Origin of the sequence: Paenibacillus qinlingensis (assembly GCF_013204845.1) — a bacterium.
Taxonomy (GTDB): Bacteria; Bacillota; Bacilli; order Paenibacillales; family NBRC-103111; genus Paenibacillus_E; species Paenibacillus_E qinlingensis.
Genome location: NZ_JABMKY010000014.1, coordinates 67340 through 84418 on the forward strand (window position 1 = coordinate 67340; position 17079 = coordinate 84418).

14 protein-coding genes are annotated in these 17079 nt (G+C 44.3%); 3 read left to right on the forward strand and 11 right to left on the reverse strand.

The window, feature by feature from the left end; genetic code table 11:
- Nucleotide 1: 1 nt before the first annotated feature.
- The gene (locus tag HQN88_RS22810; protein WP_173116846.1) at nt 2-2128 is read right to left on the reverse strand and encodes a discoidin domain-containing protein; all 2127 of its coding nucleotides are present in this window, start codon (nt 2126-2128) and stop codon (nt 2-4) included.
- Nucleotides 2129-2427: 299 nt separating this feature from the next.
- Nucleotides 2428-2769 (reverse strand): winged helix-turn-helix transcriptional regulator, encoded by a 342-nt coding sequence (locus HQN88_RS22815; RefSeq protein WP_173116847.1) that lies wholly within the window; start codon nt 2767-2769, stop codon nt 2428-2430.
- Nucleotides 2770-2904: 135 nt separating this feature from the next.
- Between HQN88_RS22815 and HQN88_RS22820 the strand changes: the two genes are divergently transcribed.
- A complete protein-coding gene (locus HQN88_RS22820) occupies nt 2905-3258 on the forward strand; it encodes a DoxX family protein (RefSeq protein ID WP_173116850.1) in 354 nt (117 codons plus the stop codon).
- A gap of 58 nt (nt 3259-3316) precedes the next feature.
- Here HQN88_RS22820 and HQN88_RS22825 read toward each other — a convergent pair whose 3' ends face one another.
- The 6 genes from HQN88_RS22825 to HQN88_RS22850 all read right to left on the reverse strand — a co-directional run bounded on the left by HQN88_RS22825 (nt 3317) and on the right by HQN88_RS22850 (nt 9531).
- The gene (locus HQN88_RS22825) at nt 3317-4858 is read right to left on the reverse strand and encodes a lytic polysaccharide monooxygenase (protein WP_173116852.1); all 1542 of its coding nucleotides are present in this window, start codon (nt 4856-4858) and stop codon (nt 3317-3319) included.
- Nucleotides 4859-5122: 264 nt separating this feature from the next.
- Entirely contained in the window at nt 5123-6772 is a 1650-nt protein-coding gene (locus HQN88_RS22830) for a stalk domain-containing protein (RefSeq protein WP_173116854.1), read from the reverse strand.
- Nucleotides 6773-6913: 141 nt separating this feature from the next.
- Nucleotides 6914-7375: a phage tail protein gene (locus HQN88_RS22835; RefSeq protein ID WP_173116856.1), complete on the reverse strand. Its 462-nt coding sequence runs from the start codon at nt 7373-7375 to the stop codon at nt 6914-6916.
- A gap of 138 nt (nt 7376-7513) precedes the next feature.
- Nucleotides 7514-8116, reverse strand: a complete 603-nt coding sequence (locus HQN88_RS22840) for a class I SAM-dependent methyltransferase (RefSeq protein WP_173116858.1) — start codon at nt 8114-8116, stop codon at nt 7514-7516.
- Nucleotides 8117-8189: 73 nt separating this feature from the next.
- Nucleotides 8190-8852, reverse strand: coding sequence for a serine/threonine protein kinase (locus HQN88_RS22845; protein ID WP_274319791.1), 663 nt, complete (start codon nt 8850-8852; stop codon nt 8190-8192).
- Between the two features lie 100 nt (nt 8853-8952).
- Entirely contained in the window at nt 8953-9531 is a 579-nt protein-coding gene (locus tag HQN88_RS22850; protein ID WP_173116860.1) for a TetR/AcrR family transcriptional regulator, read from the reverse strand.
- Between the two features lie 166 nt (nt 9532-9697).
- On the opposite strand from HQN88_RS22850, the gene HQN88_RS22855 reads away from it, so the two are divergent.
- A complete protein-coding gene (locus tag HQN88_RS22855) occupies nt 9698-10645 on the forward strand; it encodes a ketopantoate reductase family protein (protein WP_173116862.1) in 948 nt (315 codons plus the stop codon).
- 408 nt (nt 10646-11053) lie between these two features.
- On the opposite strand, the gene HQN88_RS22860 is transcribed toward HQN88_RS22855, so the two are convergent.
- From HQN88_RS22860 to HQN88_RS22870, 3 genes are read right to left on the reverse strand one after another with little or no spacing between them, the layout of a single operon-like run.
- Complete coding sequence (locus tag HQN88_RS22860) at nt 11054-12598, reverse strand: extracellular solute-binding protein (RefSeq protein WP_173116864.1); 1545 nt, start codon at nt 12596-12598, stop codon at nt 11054-11056.
- A 59-nt stretch (nt 12599-12657) separates the two neighbouring features.
- Nucleotides 12658-13524: a carbohydrate ABC transporter permease gene (locus HQN88_RS22865; RefSeq protein WP_173116866.1), complete on the reverse strand. Its 867-nt coding sequence runs from the start codon at nt 13522-13524 to the stop codon at nt 12658-12660.
- A gap of 16 nt (nt 13525-13540) precedes the next feature.
- Entirely contained in the window at nt 13541-14434 is an 894-nt protein-coding gene (locus HQN88_RS22870) for an ABC transporter permease (RefSeq protein WP_246320412.1), read from the reverse strand.
- A 333-nt stretch (nt 14435-14767) separates the two neighbouring features.
- On the opposite strand from HQN88_RS22870, the gene HQN88_RS22875 reads away from it, so the two are divergent.
- Nucleotides 14768-17035, forward strand: a complete 2268-nt coding sequence (locus HQN88_RS22875; protein WP_173116870.1) for a helix-turn-helix domain-containing protein — start codon at nt 14768-14770, stop codon at nt 17033-17035.
- Nucleotides 17036-17079: the final 44 nt, after the last annotated feature.

Below are 17079 nucleotides of genomic sequence, written 5' to 3' on the forward strand. Positions count from 1 at the left end.
TTTAATCTGCTACTCTATGAATTTGACTTAATAGACTCTTCACATCGTCACTATTAAAGACTCCATCTCTATTAACATCTATATGCCATTCTGGACGACTAGCGATTGCAGCTATATCTTCGATAGTAATCTGATCATCCACTATTACATCTACTGACTTAAACGTAATGATTTGCCTGTCTAGGATCGCATTGTTTAATTTAAATAGAGTTGTCCACAATGCTCCACGCTGTATGTCTACAGAAACTGCTGTTGCATTTCGCTGTATAGGTGAGGAGAGCATGAGTTTAATTGTTCGATAACTCCAATCACTGTAATCAAAGTAAGCTTCTGTAACTATCATTTCTTCATCATCTGCACGAATGTGAAAGAGATTCGTTTCCAATGTATAGTTAATATCCAACGGGGACGCTACTTTGATCGTGACTTCATTTCCCGCTCCATTGCTAAAGGCAGACTCCACTGATAGATCTGTTAGCATCGCTTCCTGCTCATGTAGAGCCGTTTCTGCTTGGACTAAGTGATCTAAACGGGTCACTAAAGCTTTCTGAGTCTCTGTAAGAGCTTCGAAAGCGGCACGCGCTGCTTGAATAGCTTCACTATCTGATAATTTGACAGCATCTCGATTAGGTAAATTGTCGATAGCTACTACAACGGGCGCTGCGGCTTGTGTATCGGCTGTTGTTGAATTAAGGAACATTTCCAGCTCAACAAAACCGGTAGAAGCACTACCATTATTCATAGTTATCTTGATTTGGTTTGTTGAGATGAGATTAAAGTTAACCGTATTCAAGGTGTTTACCTTGGTAGCTCCATCCTTATTACTAGTACCCGTGGGAGTTAAAGGAGCTTTAACTTGATTCGGCAGGTCAATCCACTGGTTATTCATCCAATATTGCACATTATAACTGGATGGGAGCTTGACACCTCCGCCATCGTTAAAGAGGTATAACTTGATTTGGTTAAGTATTTTAGACTCGCCTAAGTCATAAATTACCGAATCGGATGCATTGCCTCCGTAATTGGTCCATCTATCGTGCGCACCATCGGAGTAGTCGAATAAACCATTTACCGTCCTCTGTCCATCGTCTTCACCATGTCCACAACAAGTATACGAGGCAGTCACCTGGGGATAACCCGTCATACTCGAATATAAGGCCAGATTAATCTCTTCATTCGAGGCCAGTAAGGTAATCGACACAGGATATGCTTCGCTAAGGTTACCTGCAGCATCTCTGACCCTAACATAGATGGTCTTCATTCCCGCGCCTGACGGTAACGTATATGGTTTGAACGAATTGAATGATTCCCATTCAGACCAGTTTTCATTGTCATCTGAGAATTGCATGTCTCTAACGTCCGTAGATTGGCCCGTCATTTCCAGCTTAACCACATTTGAATAGGTTGCTTGTACACTTCCTTTAATTTTAGCCTGTACGCTTGGTGGCGTTGTATCAATATTAATGATTCCTACTACAGTCTCCGATGAGTTGCCTGCCGTATCCACGGCATACGCCGAAATCGTTCGATTAGACGTCAAAACGAAGGGGCCATTGTATATGGCAGGATTATCTCCCCACATCTGATATCTCTCATCTACCGTATCTGACGGATAGCTAATGCTCACAGTTACTTCATGCGTTGGTCCTGTCTCCGATAACGTAATAACTGGCTTCTCGGGTGCAACCGTGTCGATTACAAGGTCCTTAACAGCGCCTAGCGCGGGTAATACAGTTGAAAGATTGGCAGGTGAGGCATTCGAAGAATCCGTGATCGTGCCGTCATTTAACGTAAGGGCATTTCCGTTTGACCAGTCCAAATCGGTTGAATTTTCACCAGATTGGGGAGCATAATTAAATACAAGTGTGTCTGTGCCACTTCCTGATGCATAATTGGCTGTTCCTCCGCTATTCAGCGCGATAGATGGAACACCCTCTACCGTTACTGCCCCATTAAACTTCACTGAAATCATAATGGTAGTGCCAGCTTTATAGGAACCATCAGGTGTTGTCGATTCTACCGACATAATCTGCGGTATTGTAATCGCGTTGGAACTGTGTGGTATCTTAAGTAGCAAACCAACTACTACGCATGCAACTAGAAGGGCCTTACCTCGATATTTCTTCAACGTACTCACCTTACTCCCTGTCCAAATTTACCCAAATTATAACATGAAGACACCTAAGGGAATAGGTCTTTATTCCTATGACATATTTCTCATTCGGCGGACGCTCTGCGGGGTTAAAACACAAGCTTTATTTGCGCTTACCAAATTAATCCAACAAGTGCAATTCTCTGGCGGCCTTAATCGCTTGTCCGCGTCTCTTCACTTGAAGTTTGTGCTCTCCCTCTTCTAGCCGCCGCCATCTAGTTCAATAAGTTCCTCTTCGTTTATCATTGTTTCTGTTAGACAGAGAGGTTTTAAATTTAACTCTGGCGCTCTTCTCCGTATAATTTATTCATATGCTCAATATGAGCTGCACCCCAATCGTTCAATGGCTGTAGGACCTTACTTAAGCCCTTACCGTAATCGGAAATTGAATATTCGACTTTCGGAGGTACTTGGTTATACACCTCACGATGTACGATATCGTTATACGCGAGTTCTCTTAATTGTTGGGTCAGCATCTTTTTATTGATATCAGGTATCGCTTTTTGAAGCTCGCTGAATCTCATGGTGCCATTTGAAATAAGCTGCAGTAGAATAACAGGCTTCCATTTTCCTACTAAAATATCCAGTGCCGATTCAAATTTACAATACTCTTTCATAGAAACCCCCTGCGTTCCTTTGTTAGGTAACTTTTTATTTACTCTGTTTAGAATTAGTGCCTACTTCCTTAATTGAATACTTGCGTTTATTATACCTGTAGAGATGTCGAAAAGTAATAAGGAGGTACACCATTCATGAATATCGCACTATGGATCATTCAAGGTCTTGCAGCAATAGGTTTTATCTATTCTGGCTGGTTGAAGGCATTTCAGTATGAACAAGCGAAGTCTTCTTGGGGTTGGGTAAAAGACGTTCCAAAAGCGTTCGTTGTCTTTATCGGAATCGTTGAATTAATAGGGGCAATTGGACTTATTCTGCCTCAGGTGACGAATATTGCACCTATTCTGACACCAATTGCTGCAACTGGACTTGCCGCAATCGTTCTTCTTGGCGCCTTATTCCATATTTCACGCAAGGAATATCGGGAAATCGGCGTGAACATTGTGTTCTTCGCGTTAGCTGCATTTATTGCAATCTGTCGGTTGTAAGCCGGCGTACACCTATAGAAAAACCTCTATCCACATGTGGATAGAGGTTTTCTTGCTTCTATTCGTTGTTGATAAGTGTCCACACTCCAGCCTTGCCTGGGATCTCTCCTTTGGTCCACCACTTCGCTTGGTAGGTATGCCCTGCATACACGACTTTATCGCCTCCATTGTATGCTTTCACATTGTTCCAAGTTGGCGCAGCATCTTTGGCAACAGCTTTCCAAACATCGGAGGTATCAGGCTGCTCACCTTTTGTCCACCAGCCTGCTGTATATGCAATGCCGTTAAAAGTGACTTTGTCACCAGCCAAATAGATCTTGGCGTTATCCCAAGCCGCGACCGTTCCCGGTTCAGGCGTAACCACGACAGACTTCGTCGTAACGGTCAGCGCAGCGCTTGCTGTAGAACGGTTATTAGCCGCATCGACGGCAATAACCGTGTAGGCGTACGCAGTAGAAGCGTTCAAGCCACTATCTGAATACGTTCTTAAAGCCGTTGTGCCAATTAACTTGGCATCTCGATATACCTCGTATTTCGTGACCCCAATATTGTCACTGGCAGCCGCCCAATTCAGGGTAGCAGTCGATTCTGTCACGTTACTGGAGGTTAATCCTGTAGGTCGTGTGGGCGCCTGTGTATCCGGCACTGGTACTACCACCGCAGGCAATGTGCTTGCTGATACAGGCGTGCTAGAACCCGAACGATTGCCCTTGTTATCCACTGCTACCAACGTATACGTAAACGTGGTGTTCGCTGGCAAACCGCTGTCGGTATATTCAATTTGTGTCGTTGTACCAATTACATTGCCGTTTCGACTAACTTCATATTGCTTAATCCCTGCTGAGCCCGTTGAAGCCGTCCATTGCAACGTTATGCTGCTGTCCGTATGTGTAGAGCACCAAGCGCTTGCTGGGAAGTTTGGCAGCACAAATGGTGGCTCTGGGTCTGGCGTCGTCGTTCCGCCTTGTGTTAAGTTCACGTCAATCGCCTGGTAAAAGGCATTACCCGTGTCGCCGATCTCCCACACACCTAGAATGATATAATAACCAGTCCGGTCTGTCGGCACATTGCATGTATGTGTAACTGTCATATCAGGCTTCATATTGCCGCCGTCAACTGTGCAGAAAGGCTTCGATTCCAGTTGATCGCGGGTAAGCGGCTTATTAGGATCCCAGCCAACTTTCGTTATGTAGTACTTCCATTCCTTCGTCAAATGATTTGCTGTGAACTTCCAAGTGAACGAATTTTCGCCACCCTTCATCTCAACCTTCTTCCAGCGGTCGGACGTTTGGGCATCCAATTCAAAATACTTGCCCGCTCCCGCAATCTGACCGTCCGCCGGTCCTGACGCTGGGAATCCCCCTTTGCCTTCCACACTTTGTGGTTCATACTGAATAGCGCCGCAGGCTTTGTTTGCCCCTTGTTGGCACAGCAGCGACCGGCTAGTTGGCGATTCTATGTAGCCATGAGCAGAAGCTTTACCTGAAAAGGCAAATGTGCAAACCAGCGCTGCTACCATGAATCCAAGTAAAAGGGCCAGCTTCAATAGGCGGGAATCTACAGTTCGTTTCTCCCATACGGATTGTTGTGTTATGACCATGTCGATTCTCCTCGCATTTTGTAATAGGATTATAGTTTCCAATGTTAACCAGTTAGTAAGCATTTAGCCAGTCTCCAAAGTCCTAGGGGGATAATGAGTCCGCTATCCTATCATTTTGATCTACCTGCTCCCACGATCCAAGCATTATCTATGCCAATGGTCACTCCTACCCTTCGGGAGATAGCGAGGACAAAAGAAAAGAGACCGTCAACGATCAACGATCTCTTTCGTATGAGTTTTCTAGGATTTGTAACGGTAGTTGCGTTAATAACTAATTCTAACCGTTCGTGTTTGGTCCTCATAATCTACCTTAGCGCCAAGCACTTCAGATAACAGTCTCACTGGGATAATCGTAGAATCGTTGTCCAAAATGGCTGGAGAATCTGTCGCAACTTCCACACCATTTAGCGCATAAGCATTTTTGGTCGTAAAGAGGGTAATGATTCTGCCCTGTTTCGTGTATATCGCTGCCTTCTGTTTATCGTCCCATTCTACGGATGCCCCGAGCGCTCCTGCTAAATCTCTGATCCAAAGGTAGGAGCTTCCCTCTTTAATGATGGGCTTTTGTTTCATCGGAACCTTAATATCATCCAAGATGAATTTAGTATCCGCTAGTCCAAAAGACACCACATGCTGTACCTTAGCAGGTTCGCTCATTTTCTTCAAATACTGTGTAGAATCACTATGCAATTTACTTTTCCCTAAATTCACAATAGGTTCGGTACGAAAACTCCACTTCTTCTCATACATTTTGGGCTGATTATCTTCAATGACTGACAATTTAACGTATGCCGTGTAAACGGTATCTGGAGAGAGTGGCTTGGTCGGAATCAACATAACCTCGGTCTGCAGATGATCATCGTCTTTCGGCGTATTCAGCAATAGATCAAGCTCCTTGCCTGTACTGTCCGTCAGCTTGGATTCTATTAATTTCACATCTCTAACAAACCTTCCTGATAGTTGCGCCATGATGGGATAACCGACAGGGTACTTGGTACCAGCATGGTTTCGTATCGGGTCTGGTGATTCATGACCATCAAAACCAATTGGAACATAGGGATCACCCGGAGCCGGAGAAACGACTAATCGCGAGTTCCATTCATTCGTTAATCCAAATTCAATAACCGTATAATCGCCTTGTTTATCAAGACCAATTTCGATGGCATCAAGCGTTAAGAACGGCGTACGGTGATACGGAGCATCGAAAAGGCCATCGATCGCTTGTGTAATCGTTGCTAGCGAGCTTCCATTGTATGACACATCTTCCGAGAAATTACCCGCATACGACGCGTACATACCGCGCTCATACAGCTTACTTCCGATATAGCCAGGGAGCTTGCTACTTTCTTCGTGCATAGATACACCAGATTCACTGACCTTGTTCGTTTCTAAATATTGGGCATGAAGTTTTGCAGCATATGTTAGGTTTTTATTGAAAGTAAGGGGGTTCAACCCATGCATAACCCTATAATCATTTATTGCCTTAATGCCTTCTAATTGCTGGGCCGTAGGTGCCCCAGGCAGATCAGAAACAGCTTTTTCGTCTACACGAAATGTCCAGCTCTTCTCAAGCGGCAAGTAGCCATCATCTTTTAGCTCCAATACAATATTAACAGTATGCTCTCCCGCTTTTAAATCCGTCGTTGGCGTATAAGACAGGATCATTCTACCAATGTCCCATTGCGCATCTACTTTGACTTGATCGATTTTCATCGTATAACTTTTGAACTCTGGAGTAATATCACTTTTGACAAATTCAAACACGATCGTTGGCTTCATCAATCCAACTTTTCCTTGCGGATACCAATAGGAAGAATAAGATGCCGCCTCCACTTGTGGCTGAGCTAAGAATAATCCTGAAACTGCGATAAAGAGTCCGAGCAGCACTTTTAAAAGCTTATTTCCGTATACCATGGATGCGTTCCCCCTATATAAATCTACCAGATATTAACATTCTGTATTTTTCGACTCGTTTCCTTCTTTTTTGCAAAATAAAGGTAGATATCTCACATGCACTGTGAAATATCTACCTTTATTGGCATGCATGTTGAAAATCTAATATTGCCCTTTAATTACAAAAAACGAACCCCGAATCGTTCCAGCTAGTTTTGACTTCTGTCTAGCAAACTTAAACTTTGTTTCTAACTCCTTGGGAATTTCCATCCCCTCGGAAAGCTTAAAACCAACGGCCCGCTTCTTTGGATCATCAACCGTATACATAACATTAACGCTAAGACCATCCTCATAGAAGACGTAGGTAAACTGGATATTTTCCACTTGAAAACGCGACGTTTCTAACGGTTTGGCCGCGAAGGCAATATCACGTTCTTTCAAAATGAGGTTCACATAATCAAGGTTCTCTTGACTCTCGCTAGCGGGTACAACCGTAAATTCATGCTCATATTTGTTCATAAAGTATCGGGCTTCATTCGCACGTAAACCAGCAAGCGCCTCTACGACAGGTGAAGACTCTAAACCAACCGTAGACACATGTTTAAAATCAACGATATACGACATGTCCATCCCTCGTTTTCTCTTACTATTTCCTATTATTATACCAAAAATGGATTTAATATAAACGTTTACGATTGGTGAAAATTTACTCACATCATAGTTTGTGTCACATTTAAGATAATGCTCTCCGCGCTGTAACGATTACTTTTGAGAAGCAAGAATAAACATGGATGCATCTTGTCCCATGAATATGTTATTTCCCTGATAAAACGTTTTCGATTGCATATTCCTGTAACCTATCTTAGTCATAACGTCAGTTAGCTTTTCTTGATTGAAACCGTTATGAACCATATCGGAAACTACTTTTTCGTTTTTATCAAAGTCCACGATTAGCAAATGTCCACCATCATTGAGCACATCGAATAATCTGGATAAAACGAATTCAACATCCGGAATATGGAGTAGAACCTGCGCCATAAAAATATAATCCGCATGCAAATCCGATAAATCTTCCTTTTCAAAATCAAAACATAATGTATCTGCATTCTGAATATGTAAATCAGACATTTTCTGCTTGAGTTGGTTAATCATGTTTGGTGAAGTGTCCAGAAACAGCACCGAGTTAAACTCGCTTAACAAATTCATACCGACAAGACCGGTTCCACACCCGAAATCAATCGCATTCTTACTCTTTGCGTCAATGACATATTCACGAATAGCATCCGATGATACCTTGGCAATTTGAATTCTTTCAGGCGTGTCATACACATTAGCTATCATTTCAAACTTATCCGTATTTCCCACTATTATCTCTCCTATCTTAATGGTACACATACAAAAGGAGCTGGCCGCGGCAAGCTCCTGCAATTATACCATTTTACATGCCCTTCTTGTGCAACTCACCTGAAGGTCGCGCCCATCTGCGGTATTTCCGGTAACCTCTCCGTACGAGGTGTAGCAAGAACTCCGGTAATGGTATCCTGCGCAGCCATGGGAAATAGAAGCGATTGTAGGCGCGCTTTAAATCGTCCCACATCGAGCAATTGTCTTCTTTTAAGAAGTCCGATACGTCGACGACCAAGCCTCGACCGTTGTTTTGCATCACATTTTTGCCATGTACATCATGCGGCGTCAGTCCTCGGCTAACTGCGTACTTCAGCGCTTCATCGATATCGTTCAGTACTTGACGCTTAATCGGGATGCCGCGCAACAAACTTTGATACAGCGTTACACCAGTTAATCGACGCAGTGCAAGATACGTATCACCCGCATACAGGCATTCGGAATAAGCTGGGTGCTTGCCCAGCCGTCGATATATTTCTTTCTCATCCTCAATGCCCGGCCGCCCAGGTGCGTACACCTTTACTACCATATCGGGATAGCTTGGATGCATCAGCACAGCCGCATAATTACCCGCTCCAACTAGCTGCCACGGCTCAGGGACACGATACACGACGATTGGGTCATAAGGCCGCTCACTGGCAATCTGTAAATTGGGAAGCAACTGTGCTTCAATTACTTCGATCCAGTGTTTCTGCACGCACCTGTCACCCCCATCTATTATTTGGTGGTATTATATAAAAATATGAAACAATATGCCAGAAAAATTATTTGTACATGACCTCACTCTCCCCATGCCTTCAACGCCCGATCAGTCCATATAGCATAAGCTTATACAATTCACCGACTTTTGCCCTATATTCGGAAGCAGTTCCCCATTGACTCTGCATGCCACCCACGGCCTGTAGAAACGCCAACACCGTCTCTGTAGAAATAGAGGCATCGATCGCCCCTTCCTCCCTGCCGCTTTCAATGAATGCGCCTAGTATATCCATTCGAATCTCGCCCGCGCTTTTGCTAAATAATTCGACAAATACCTGATCGTCTATCGCTTCCTTCGAGAAATAGTGCTCCATTAGTTTATTCGGCATCTCGGCACAAAGCGCCACGGCCTGCATCAACTTCTCTTTGAAGCCAATGCCCTCGCTCAGCAAACGTTCCACTGCTTCTGTCGTTTCCCGCAATAGAATTCGGGCACATTCCTTAACCAATCCCTCTTTGCTTCCAAAATAGTTGTAAATCGACACAGACGACACTCCCGAGGTGGCTGCCAACTCATTAATGCTGACATTCGTATAACCTTTCTCTCGGAAAAGCTCGAGCGCCGATTGAATAATCGCCTCTTTCTTCTGATTCGTTCTGATTTCATATTTGTTCACACGGATACCCCTTTTAAGAATGATACATGTATTATCTCACAAATTCATAAGTTTTTAAACTTAATGGAATATATTTAAAAACTTATTGACTTACTGCGACGCCTCAAGATATATTAGTTTTTAAATACATGCATTAAAATTTAAAAACTATTCGAGGAGCCTACCTATGAAAATATTAATGTTTGGTCGCGGCGTCATTTCTGCACAGTATGGATGGGCATTTGAAAAAGCGGGGCACGAAGTGGAATTTTATGTCCGACCAGGGCGTAAAGAGCAATTCGGTCCTTTTATCGATCTAGATATACTGGATGGCCGCACAAGCTTCAAAGGCGTTCCTGTTAAGGAACGATGGCCGATTCGAATGCGTGAGGAGCTTACCTCTGATCATGACTATGATCTGATCGTGCTTAGCGTCAACCATAATCAGTTTCAGGATGTAGGGAAAGTCATTGGCCCACATGTAGGAAAGGCTACCATCCTACTTTTCAATAATGTCTGGAAAGATCTACCTATCTTTGCTAAAGGACTGCCAATGGAGCAGATCATATGGGGCTTCCCTGGTGGTGGCGGGGGGTTTAGCAGCCATAATAAGTTAGAAGGCGGTTTTATGAAATCCATCTATTTGCAAACCGAAGCAACGGCGGCATCTGTAACGAGGCATCAACGTGTCGTGGCGCTTTTCCGACAGGCGGGATTTTCTTTTTCCTGGCAAAAAGATATACGCGTCTGGTACTGGTTCCACTTCATCCTGAATGCAGGAATGGCAGCGCAAGCGTTGAAAGAAGGCAGCTATAGCAACCTGTATCAGTCTCCGAAAAAGGTCGCAAATGCGATATTGCTCATGCGGGAGATGCTTCCGTTGATCGCAGCCAAGGGCGGCAAACTCGGTCTAGGCAGTTCGCTAGCGATGCGACTCCCCGCGGGGTTGAGCGGTTATGCCGCGTTCAAATTATTAAAAGGCAACTCCGTGCCCGCGGCCATCATGGACAGAATGGAGCGCACAGCCTATATCTCACGCGAATCGTTCGCTCACTTCCCTAACGACGTTCTGGCAGAAGCCCGTAAGCTCGGCGTTCCGCTCCCTCGGCTTGAGGCTATGGCGCACTATTTTTAACTAAGCAAGCTCTACACAACAGGCTAACGATTCGGTGCCACGGCACTTCGAAAAAGTCAAAAAAAAAGAGGCTGTCCCAAAAGAAAACACTGACAAAAGGGAACGAGGATACGCTATTTATGGAGTAATGAACAAATTGGTCATCGAAGGGGAACGACAGTGCCTTATATAGCAAAATTACGCCAAAAATCACGAAAATAAGGCGAATAGCGTATCTACGGTCCCCTTTCGAGTCAATTTCACCCGACACCGGGTAAATAGCGCATCTACGTTCCCTTTTGAACAATGTTATGCACCTCAGATTTCGGGTGCCACAGTGGATTTGAATTAGGGTTGCCCATCGATGATTAACGAAAAGAGGCTGTCCCAAAGGTCTAAATTCACCTACGAGACAGCCTCACTCTAATTTTATTTTTTCAAAGCACGATCATACGCTTTTTTGTAAATGTCCACCATTTTATCAACGCCTAGCGCTTTCATGTCGCTCACATATTTCGGCCAATCTTCCAGACTGCGCTCACCAACAATGAACTTGGAAATATTCTCATCGCGTTTCTTCATAATTGTATCCCCGGAAAGTGAGAGGGTTTCCATCTCTGCGCTTGTAAATGCTGGGCGAGGCTGCTGCAGACTATCATATTTCGGCGCTTCTTGATAAGCCTTCTGCAGCTCGGGCGAAGACAGGGAAAGATGAGCATCATAATCGAACCACGCATAGGTACCGTCTGTAGAAATACCCGTCTTCTTTCTCATGTCCGCTACATCCGCATATTTCTCAATAAACTGCTTCTTGCCATTCTCCGTTTTATAAGTGACGCCTTCTTTCCCCCAGCTGGCCAGCGTTTTGCCTTCCTCACTGTAGAAGAAATCCATGAACTTCATAATCTCTTTGATTTTTTTCGAAGATGTTGCGATCATGAAGCCTTCGTCCAAATATTGCGTGAACGCATTTTTGGCAGGCGCACCTGCAAATCCGGTCGGCGCTCCCATGAAAGCCAGATTAAATTCCGGTTTATCCTTGCGCAATGCCGAGTTAAAGAAGTCAATCCGTCCGATGTAATCAATGGTGACGAACCCTCGCTCCGTAGACATGAGGTCCTGCCACAGCTTCGTATCTGCCGACAAGAAATCAGGAGGAATGAGGCCTTCTTTATAAAATTTATTTAAATACACAATCATTTGCTTGTAGTTGTCTTCCAGCGGACCATAGCGCCATTCTTTTTTGTCAAAGTCATAGTACACGTCCGAACCGGTGCCAAAGGCTGGAGCAAAATTCAAGAGACGTTGCAAGCCGTTTCGGAATGAAAGTGGATAGCTCTTCGGATACGCTTCTTTTATTTTCTTAAGCGCTGCATACAATTCATCCCACGTTTTTGGCTCGGAAATCCCCAGCTTCTTAAAAACATCATCGCGATACATCCAAATCATGCGATTCGTTTCCCCGATTCCCGCATTCGGGAACATATACATTTTTCCATCTGATGAAATCGTGTTTTGCGTATCGACGGGATACTTTTCCATCCACTTCTTCAAATTCGGCATCTCGTTTACGTAATCCAAAATATTGACTAGCGCACCTTGCTGTCCGTACTTATCCGCCAGCTTTTTGTCCTGCGTCATCATCATATCCGGCAAATTGCCCGAAGCAATTGTAACGCTAAGCGCGTCATCCAGCTTCCCGGACGGCAGCTGCACATTCAAGGAGACGCCTGTTTTCTCTTCGATTAATTTCCAGGAAATATTATCTTTATTATAAGGCCAGCTTGGATTCGAATAATTGAGCACGTTAAAGGTTTGTTTGACCACTTGCGCAGGAGCTGAAGCTGTTGTCCCCGTACTGGCAGAAGGCGCTGCCGTCGATGTCTCGTTCGTACTTGTTGAACAACCGGCGATTGCCGTCATAGATAGTCCCAAAGCTAAACACATTGACAACCCTTTTACTGTTTTATTCATAGAACCCATCTCCCTTTTCATTTGTTTAGACCCACAGCCTTGTTATTACTGAATATGAACTAACCTTTCACCGAGCCGATCATCACCCCCTTGACGAAGTATTTTTGCAGAAACGGATACACAAGGAGGATCGGTACGGTGGAAACAAGGATTGTTGTAAATTTCAAGGCATCATCAACGACCAAATTATCGCCGCCTACGCTGGATACGTTAGCTGAGTTGATCTGCCCCTGCAAGACGATATTGCGTAGAACAACTTGCAGTGGGAACATATCTTGATTGCGCAGGTAGAGTAAGGCGGAATAAAAGTTATTCCAGATACCAACGGCATAGAAAAGCCCGATAGTGGCAAGCACCGCTTTGGAAAGTGGCAGCACGAGCCGAAAGAAAATACCGATATCGGTCAATCCGTCAATTTTACCCGATTCCTCTAACTCTTTGGGCATTGCCGAGAAAAAAGTTCGCATCACGATGAGATTCCACGTACTGACGGCCGTAGGCAGCACCATGGACCACAGGCTATCTACCAAACCGTAGCTTTTGACCACCAGAAAAGTTGGAATCATACCGCCGCTGAAAAACATCGTAAACACAATGAGCAGTGTAAACAGCTTGTGATGCGGCAGCTCCTTCTTGGAGATCGCGAATGCACCCATGGATGTCATAATTAGCGAGACCAAGGTCCCGACTAGTACATATCGAATGGTATTGATATAGGCGGAGGAAATACGCGGATCGTGTAAGACGATTTTGTACATTTCCACGTTAAATCCTTTTGGCCAGAGCGTAATCTCGCCTTTTAAAATGTGCGTACTATCGCTGAACGAGACCGCCAACATATAAACAAAGGGGTACAGCGTTGCAGCAACAACCCCAAACAGTATAAGGATGATCAGTAGGTCAGCCACGCCAAATTTTGTTTTCATCAAGCCTACCTCCTTTCTACCACAAGCTGGTCTCGCCGACTCTACGGCTGATCCAATTGGCCGAATATATGAACACTAAACTGACGATCCCTGTAAAGAAATCAATGGCTGTCGCATAGCTGTAATTGCCCTGACCGATCCCTGTCCGGTACACATAAGTGCTAATAATATCGGCCGTTTCATAGATGGCAGGATTATAGAGCAGAAACACTTTTTCGAAACCAATATCGAGGACATGCCCGACATTCAGAATGAAGACGATGACGATAGCCGGCGCAATGCCAGGGAGCGTGACATTCGCTATTTTCCTCCATCTGCCTGCCCCATCCATTTCTGCCGCTTCATACAACTGAGGATCAATCGACGTCAAAGCTGCCAGATAAATGATGGTCTCCCAGCCGACATGCTGCCAGATTTCCGAAATCACATAGACCGAGCGGAACATCCCGGGCATCACCATGAAGTTAATCGGCTCAAAGCCGAAAACTTGAATCAGGTGGTTGACGATACCACTGGAGGGCGAAAGGAACATGAGTACCATGCTCGCTGCCACGACATTAGATATAAAATGGGGCAAATAACTGACCGTTTGTACGAATCGTTTGAAGAATGCGTGCCTCGCTTCATTCAGGAGCAACGCCAATAGAATTGGTGCAAGAAAGCCAAAGATTAGCCTGTAAATCCCGAGCATAAACGTGTTGTAGATGAGCTTAAAGAAGTCGGGATTTTCCCAAAACAGCTTATAATACTTGAATCCGACCCATTCACTTGCCCAGACGCCCTTAAACAAATTGTAATTTTTTAAAGAAATGACCAAGCCAAACATAGGAACGTACTTAAAAAGTAAATAAAACAGCAAGGTAGGCAGGAAGAGGAGAAATAAGTATTTCCCTCGTTTCCACTGCTTCAGATAGGTACTTCTTTTCGACCGGAGATTCGCTTGCGAAACAGATGTCTGTGTCGTGGCGGCCGATGGGTGCGTACGCAATAGTCATCTCTCCTTTTTCTCAATGTGGGTTGCCCCCTTGGTTATGAAGGCTCTGTATCGACAAGCCCATCGTATCGGAAAAACACCATATCGACTATCCACTTCCTTATCGACTCATTCGCAAATTTCTGAAAATCCAGAATAATAATAAGAATCATAAAAATTCATATAAGGAATTGTAAATTTTTTTCTCACACCATGAATTTCACCATGCTATAATTTCCACATACTACAGGCTAGCGAAAGGAGACGACAATGCAAACCACCTATGTCCCTAGAAAAAGATACAGCAGTTCCTTGTTCTACCGACTATTGATCAGTTTCATTATCATCATTTTGCTGCTCGTATCCTTTAATGTGGCCTCTTTTACCTTCTTTCGAAGCAGCATTCGCGAAGAAATTATTAAGAACAGTTCTCTGAACCTCGACACAACCGTAGCCAGCTATGAAAAAAACATTTCGTTAATTAAAAGCCTGCTTGTCAGCTTATACTTCAACACCCATACTGAAGCGCTTAAAAATAATCCGCAGAAGCTCGACTTTTATGTTTCAAGTCAGGTTCAACGCGAACTGCAAAATGTCTTAGCGAACAATCAACTTTCTTTATATAACATCATCTATTACTTCCCGAACCGCGACTTTGTTATCGATAAAGATGGGTCCCGAGATGCGCAAATGATGTTCAGCAAATTTTATACGTCCCCCACCTATCCAGAGCAGTTCTGGTCAACGGAAACCGGAAAATCTTCGCTCTCCTTCCGGGTGTATCCTTCTGCGGAATTCCAAGAACGTACAAGCTTCTCTACTAGAAGCTTTGGGAAGTTTAATCCCGTTCTTTTCAAAAGCGCCGCAACAGACGGCTTCGCCATTATAGCCTTGCTAGACAGCGATCAAATGTTTGAGGCCTTCAGCCATTTTCAAGCAGATTCCGGCTTCTACATTCTGGATGACGCTGGGGGCACAACGTACGCCGTATCCAGTCGGAAGGATCCACTGCAATTGAAGCCGCATACGGGCAGCTCCGGTTACTATTTGGAAGGCACTAATTATTATTTCTACAAGCAAGGGGCGGTGACCGGTAACACCTATGTGCTGATCGTGCCTTTTGCTACGATTTCCGAACAGTTTTTCAAACTGAATGTTTTTATGGTTGGACTGATATTGCTTTCCATTATCATCGGAGTCGGCATTTCAATTGTTTTTGCCAAACGGTTTAACAACCCGCTCACCACCATCATCAGTTCCATTCAACAGATAGAAGGTCACCAAAGTGCTCCCTTTGTCAGTCCCATTCGCGAGTTCAATGTCATTAGCCAGAAGCTGCATGATTTATTTCTGACCAATGAAACGATTAACCGGGACTTACTGAGCAAGAATTCCCTGCTCAAGCACTACGCCTACTTAAATAAGGTGAAAATGATTCACACCGATATTGAGGACGCGAAAATATCCATTGATTCCGACAAACCCTATGTCATCGTTCTCTACCAGCTCATGTATATCGATAACCAGTTAGCCGCCATGGACATGGATCCTAATCGCGCCTCGTATTACATTAAGGAATTCGTTCAATCGCAGTTTATTCAGGCCTACAAAGATGCCTTGACCTTTCAAATTGAGAAGGATCAAATTCTGACGATTATTTTTACAAACGATTCCGAGCTTTCCGTATTAGACAATCTACTGCTTGATATTAAAAAAATATTTGAGCTGGATGCTTCCTATTGCTCCGTCACCATTGCCGTGAGTCCTGTCCATGACAATGCGTTTATTTTCAACGAAGCTTTTGAGAACACGCTGCTGTTAGCTAAACAACGGAAGCTTGGGGAAGGTGTTCAAATTATTCGCGACAAAGAGATTCTCCCCCCAGATCTCTGGTTCTCACCGGCTAATATGAAAGAATTTACGGCTAATTTGAATTCCGGTAACCACGCGATCACCATTCCTATCGTTACAAAAACGTTAGAGCTCGCCGTCAAACGAGGCGCTTCCTACGCGCAAATCCATGACCTTGCCAAGGAAATCGTCAACCTGATTATTAAAACGCTCTATTCCAGCCATAATCCGATCTCCTTGCTGGATGATAAGAGGAGCCCGGCGGATATTCTCAGGAATTGCCGCACACTTGAACAATTCCAGCAGTTTTTCAAGGAAATCCTGACACAGTCCGCCTCCGATATTCGTCAGAAGAAAGAAGCGACCGACCACATTACCAGTTTCGTAACGAACTACGTTAATGAGCATTTCGGCAGCGATCTATCGCTAGACTTGTTAGCGGATAAGCTCAACATTACAGGTGCTTATTTATCGACCTATTTTAAGGAAAAGACCGAGATTAATTTCAGCGATTACGTCAATACGGTGCGTATGAATAAAGCAATGGAGCTACTGGAGAAGACGGATCTCAAAATTCAGGACGTCTCAACGCTTGTCGGCTATTACACGATTGCTTCCTTCAACCGCATGTTTAAAAAGCATACTGGCATTACGCCGAGCGAGTTCAGACGCGCTCGTATGAACTAAAAAAAGGACGACCCTGACCGAATCGCTTCGGAGGATCGTCCTTT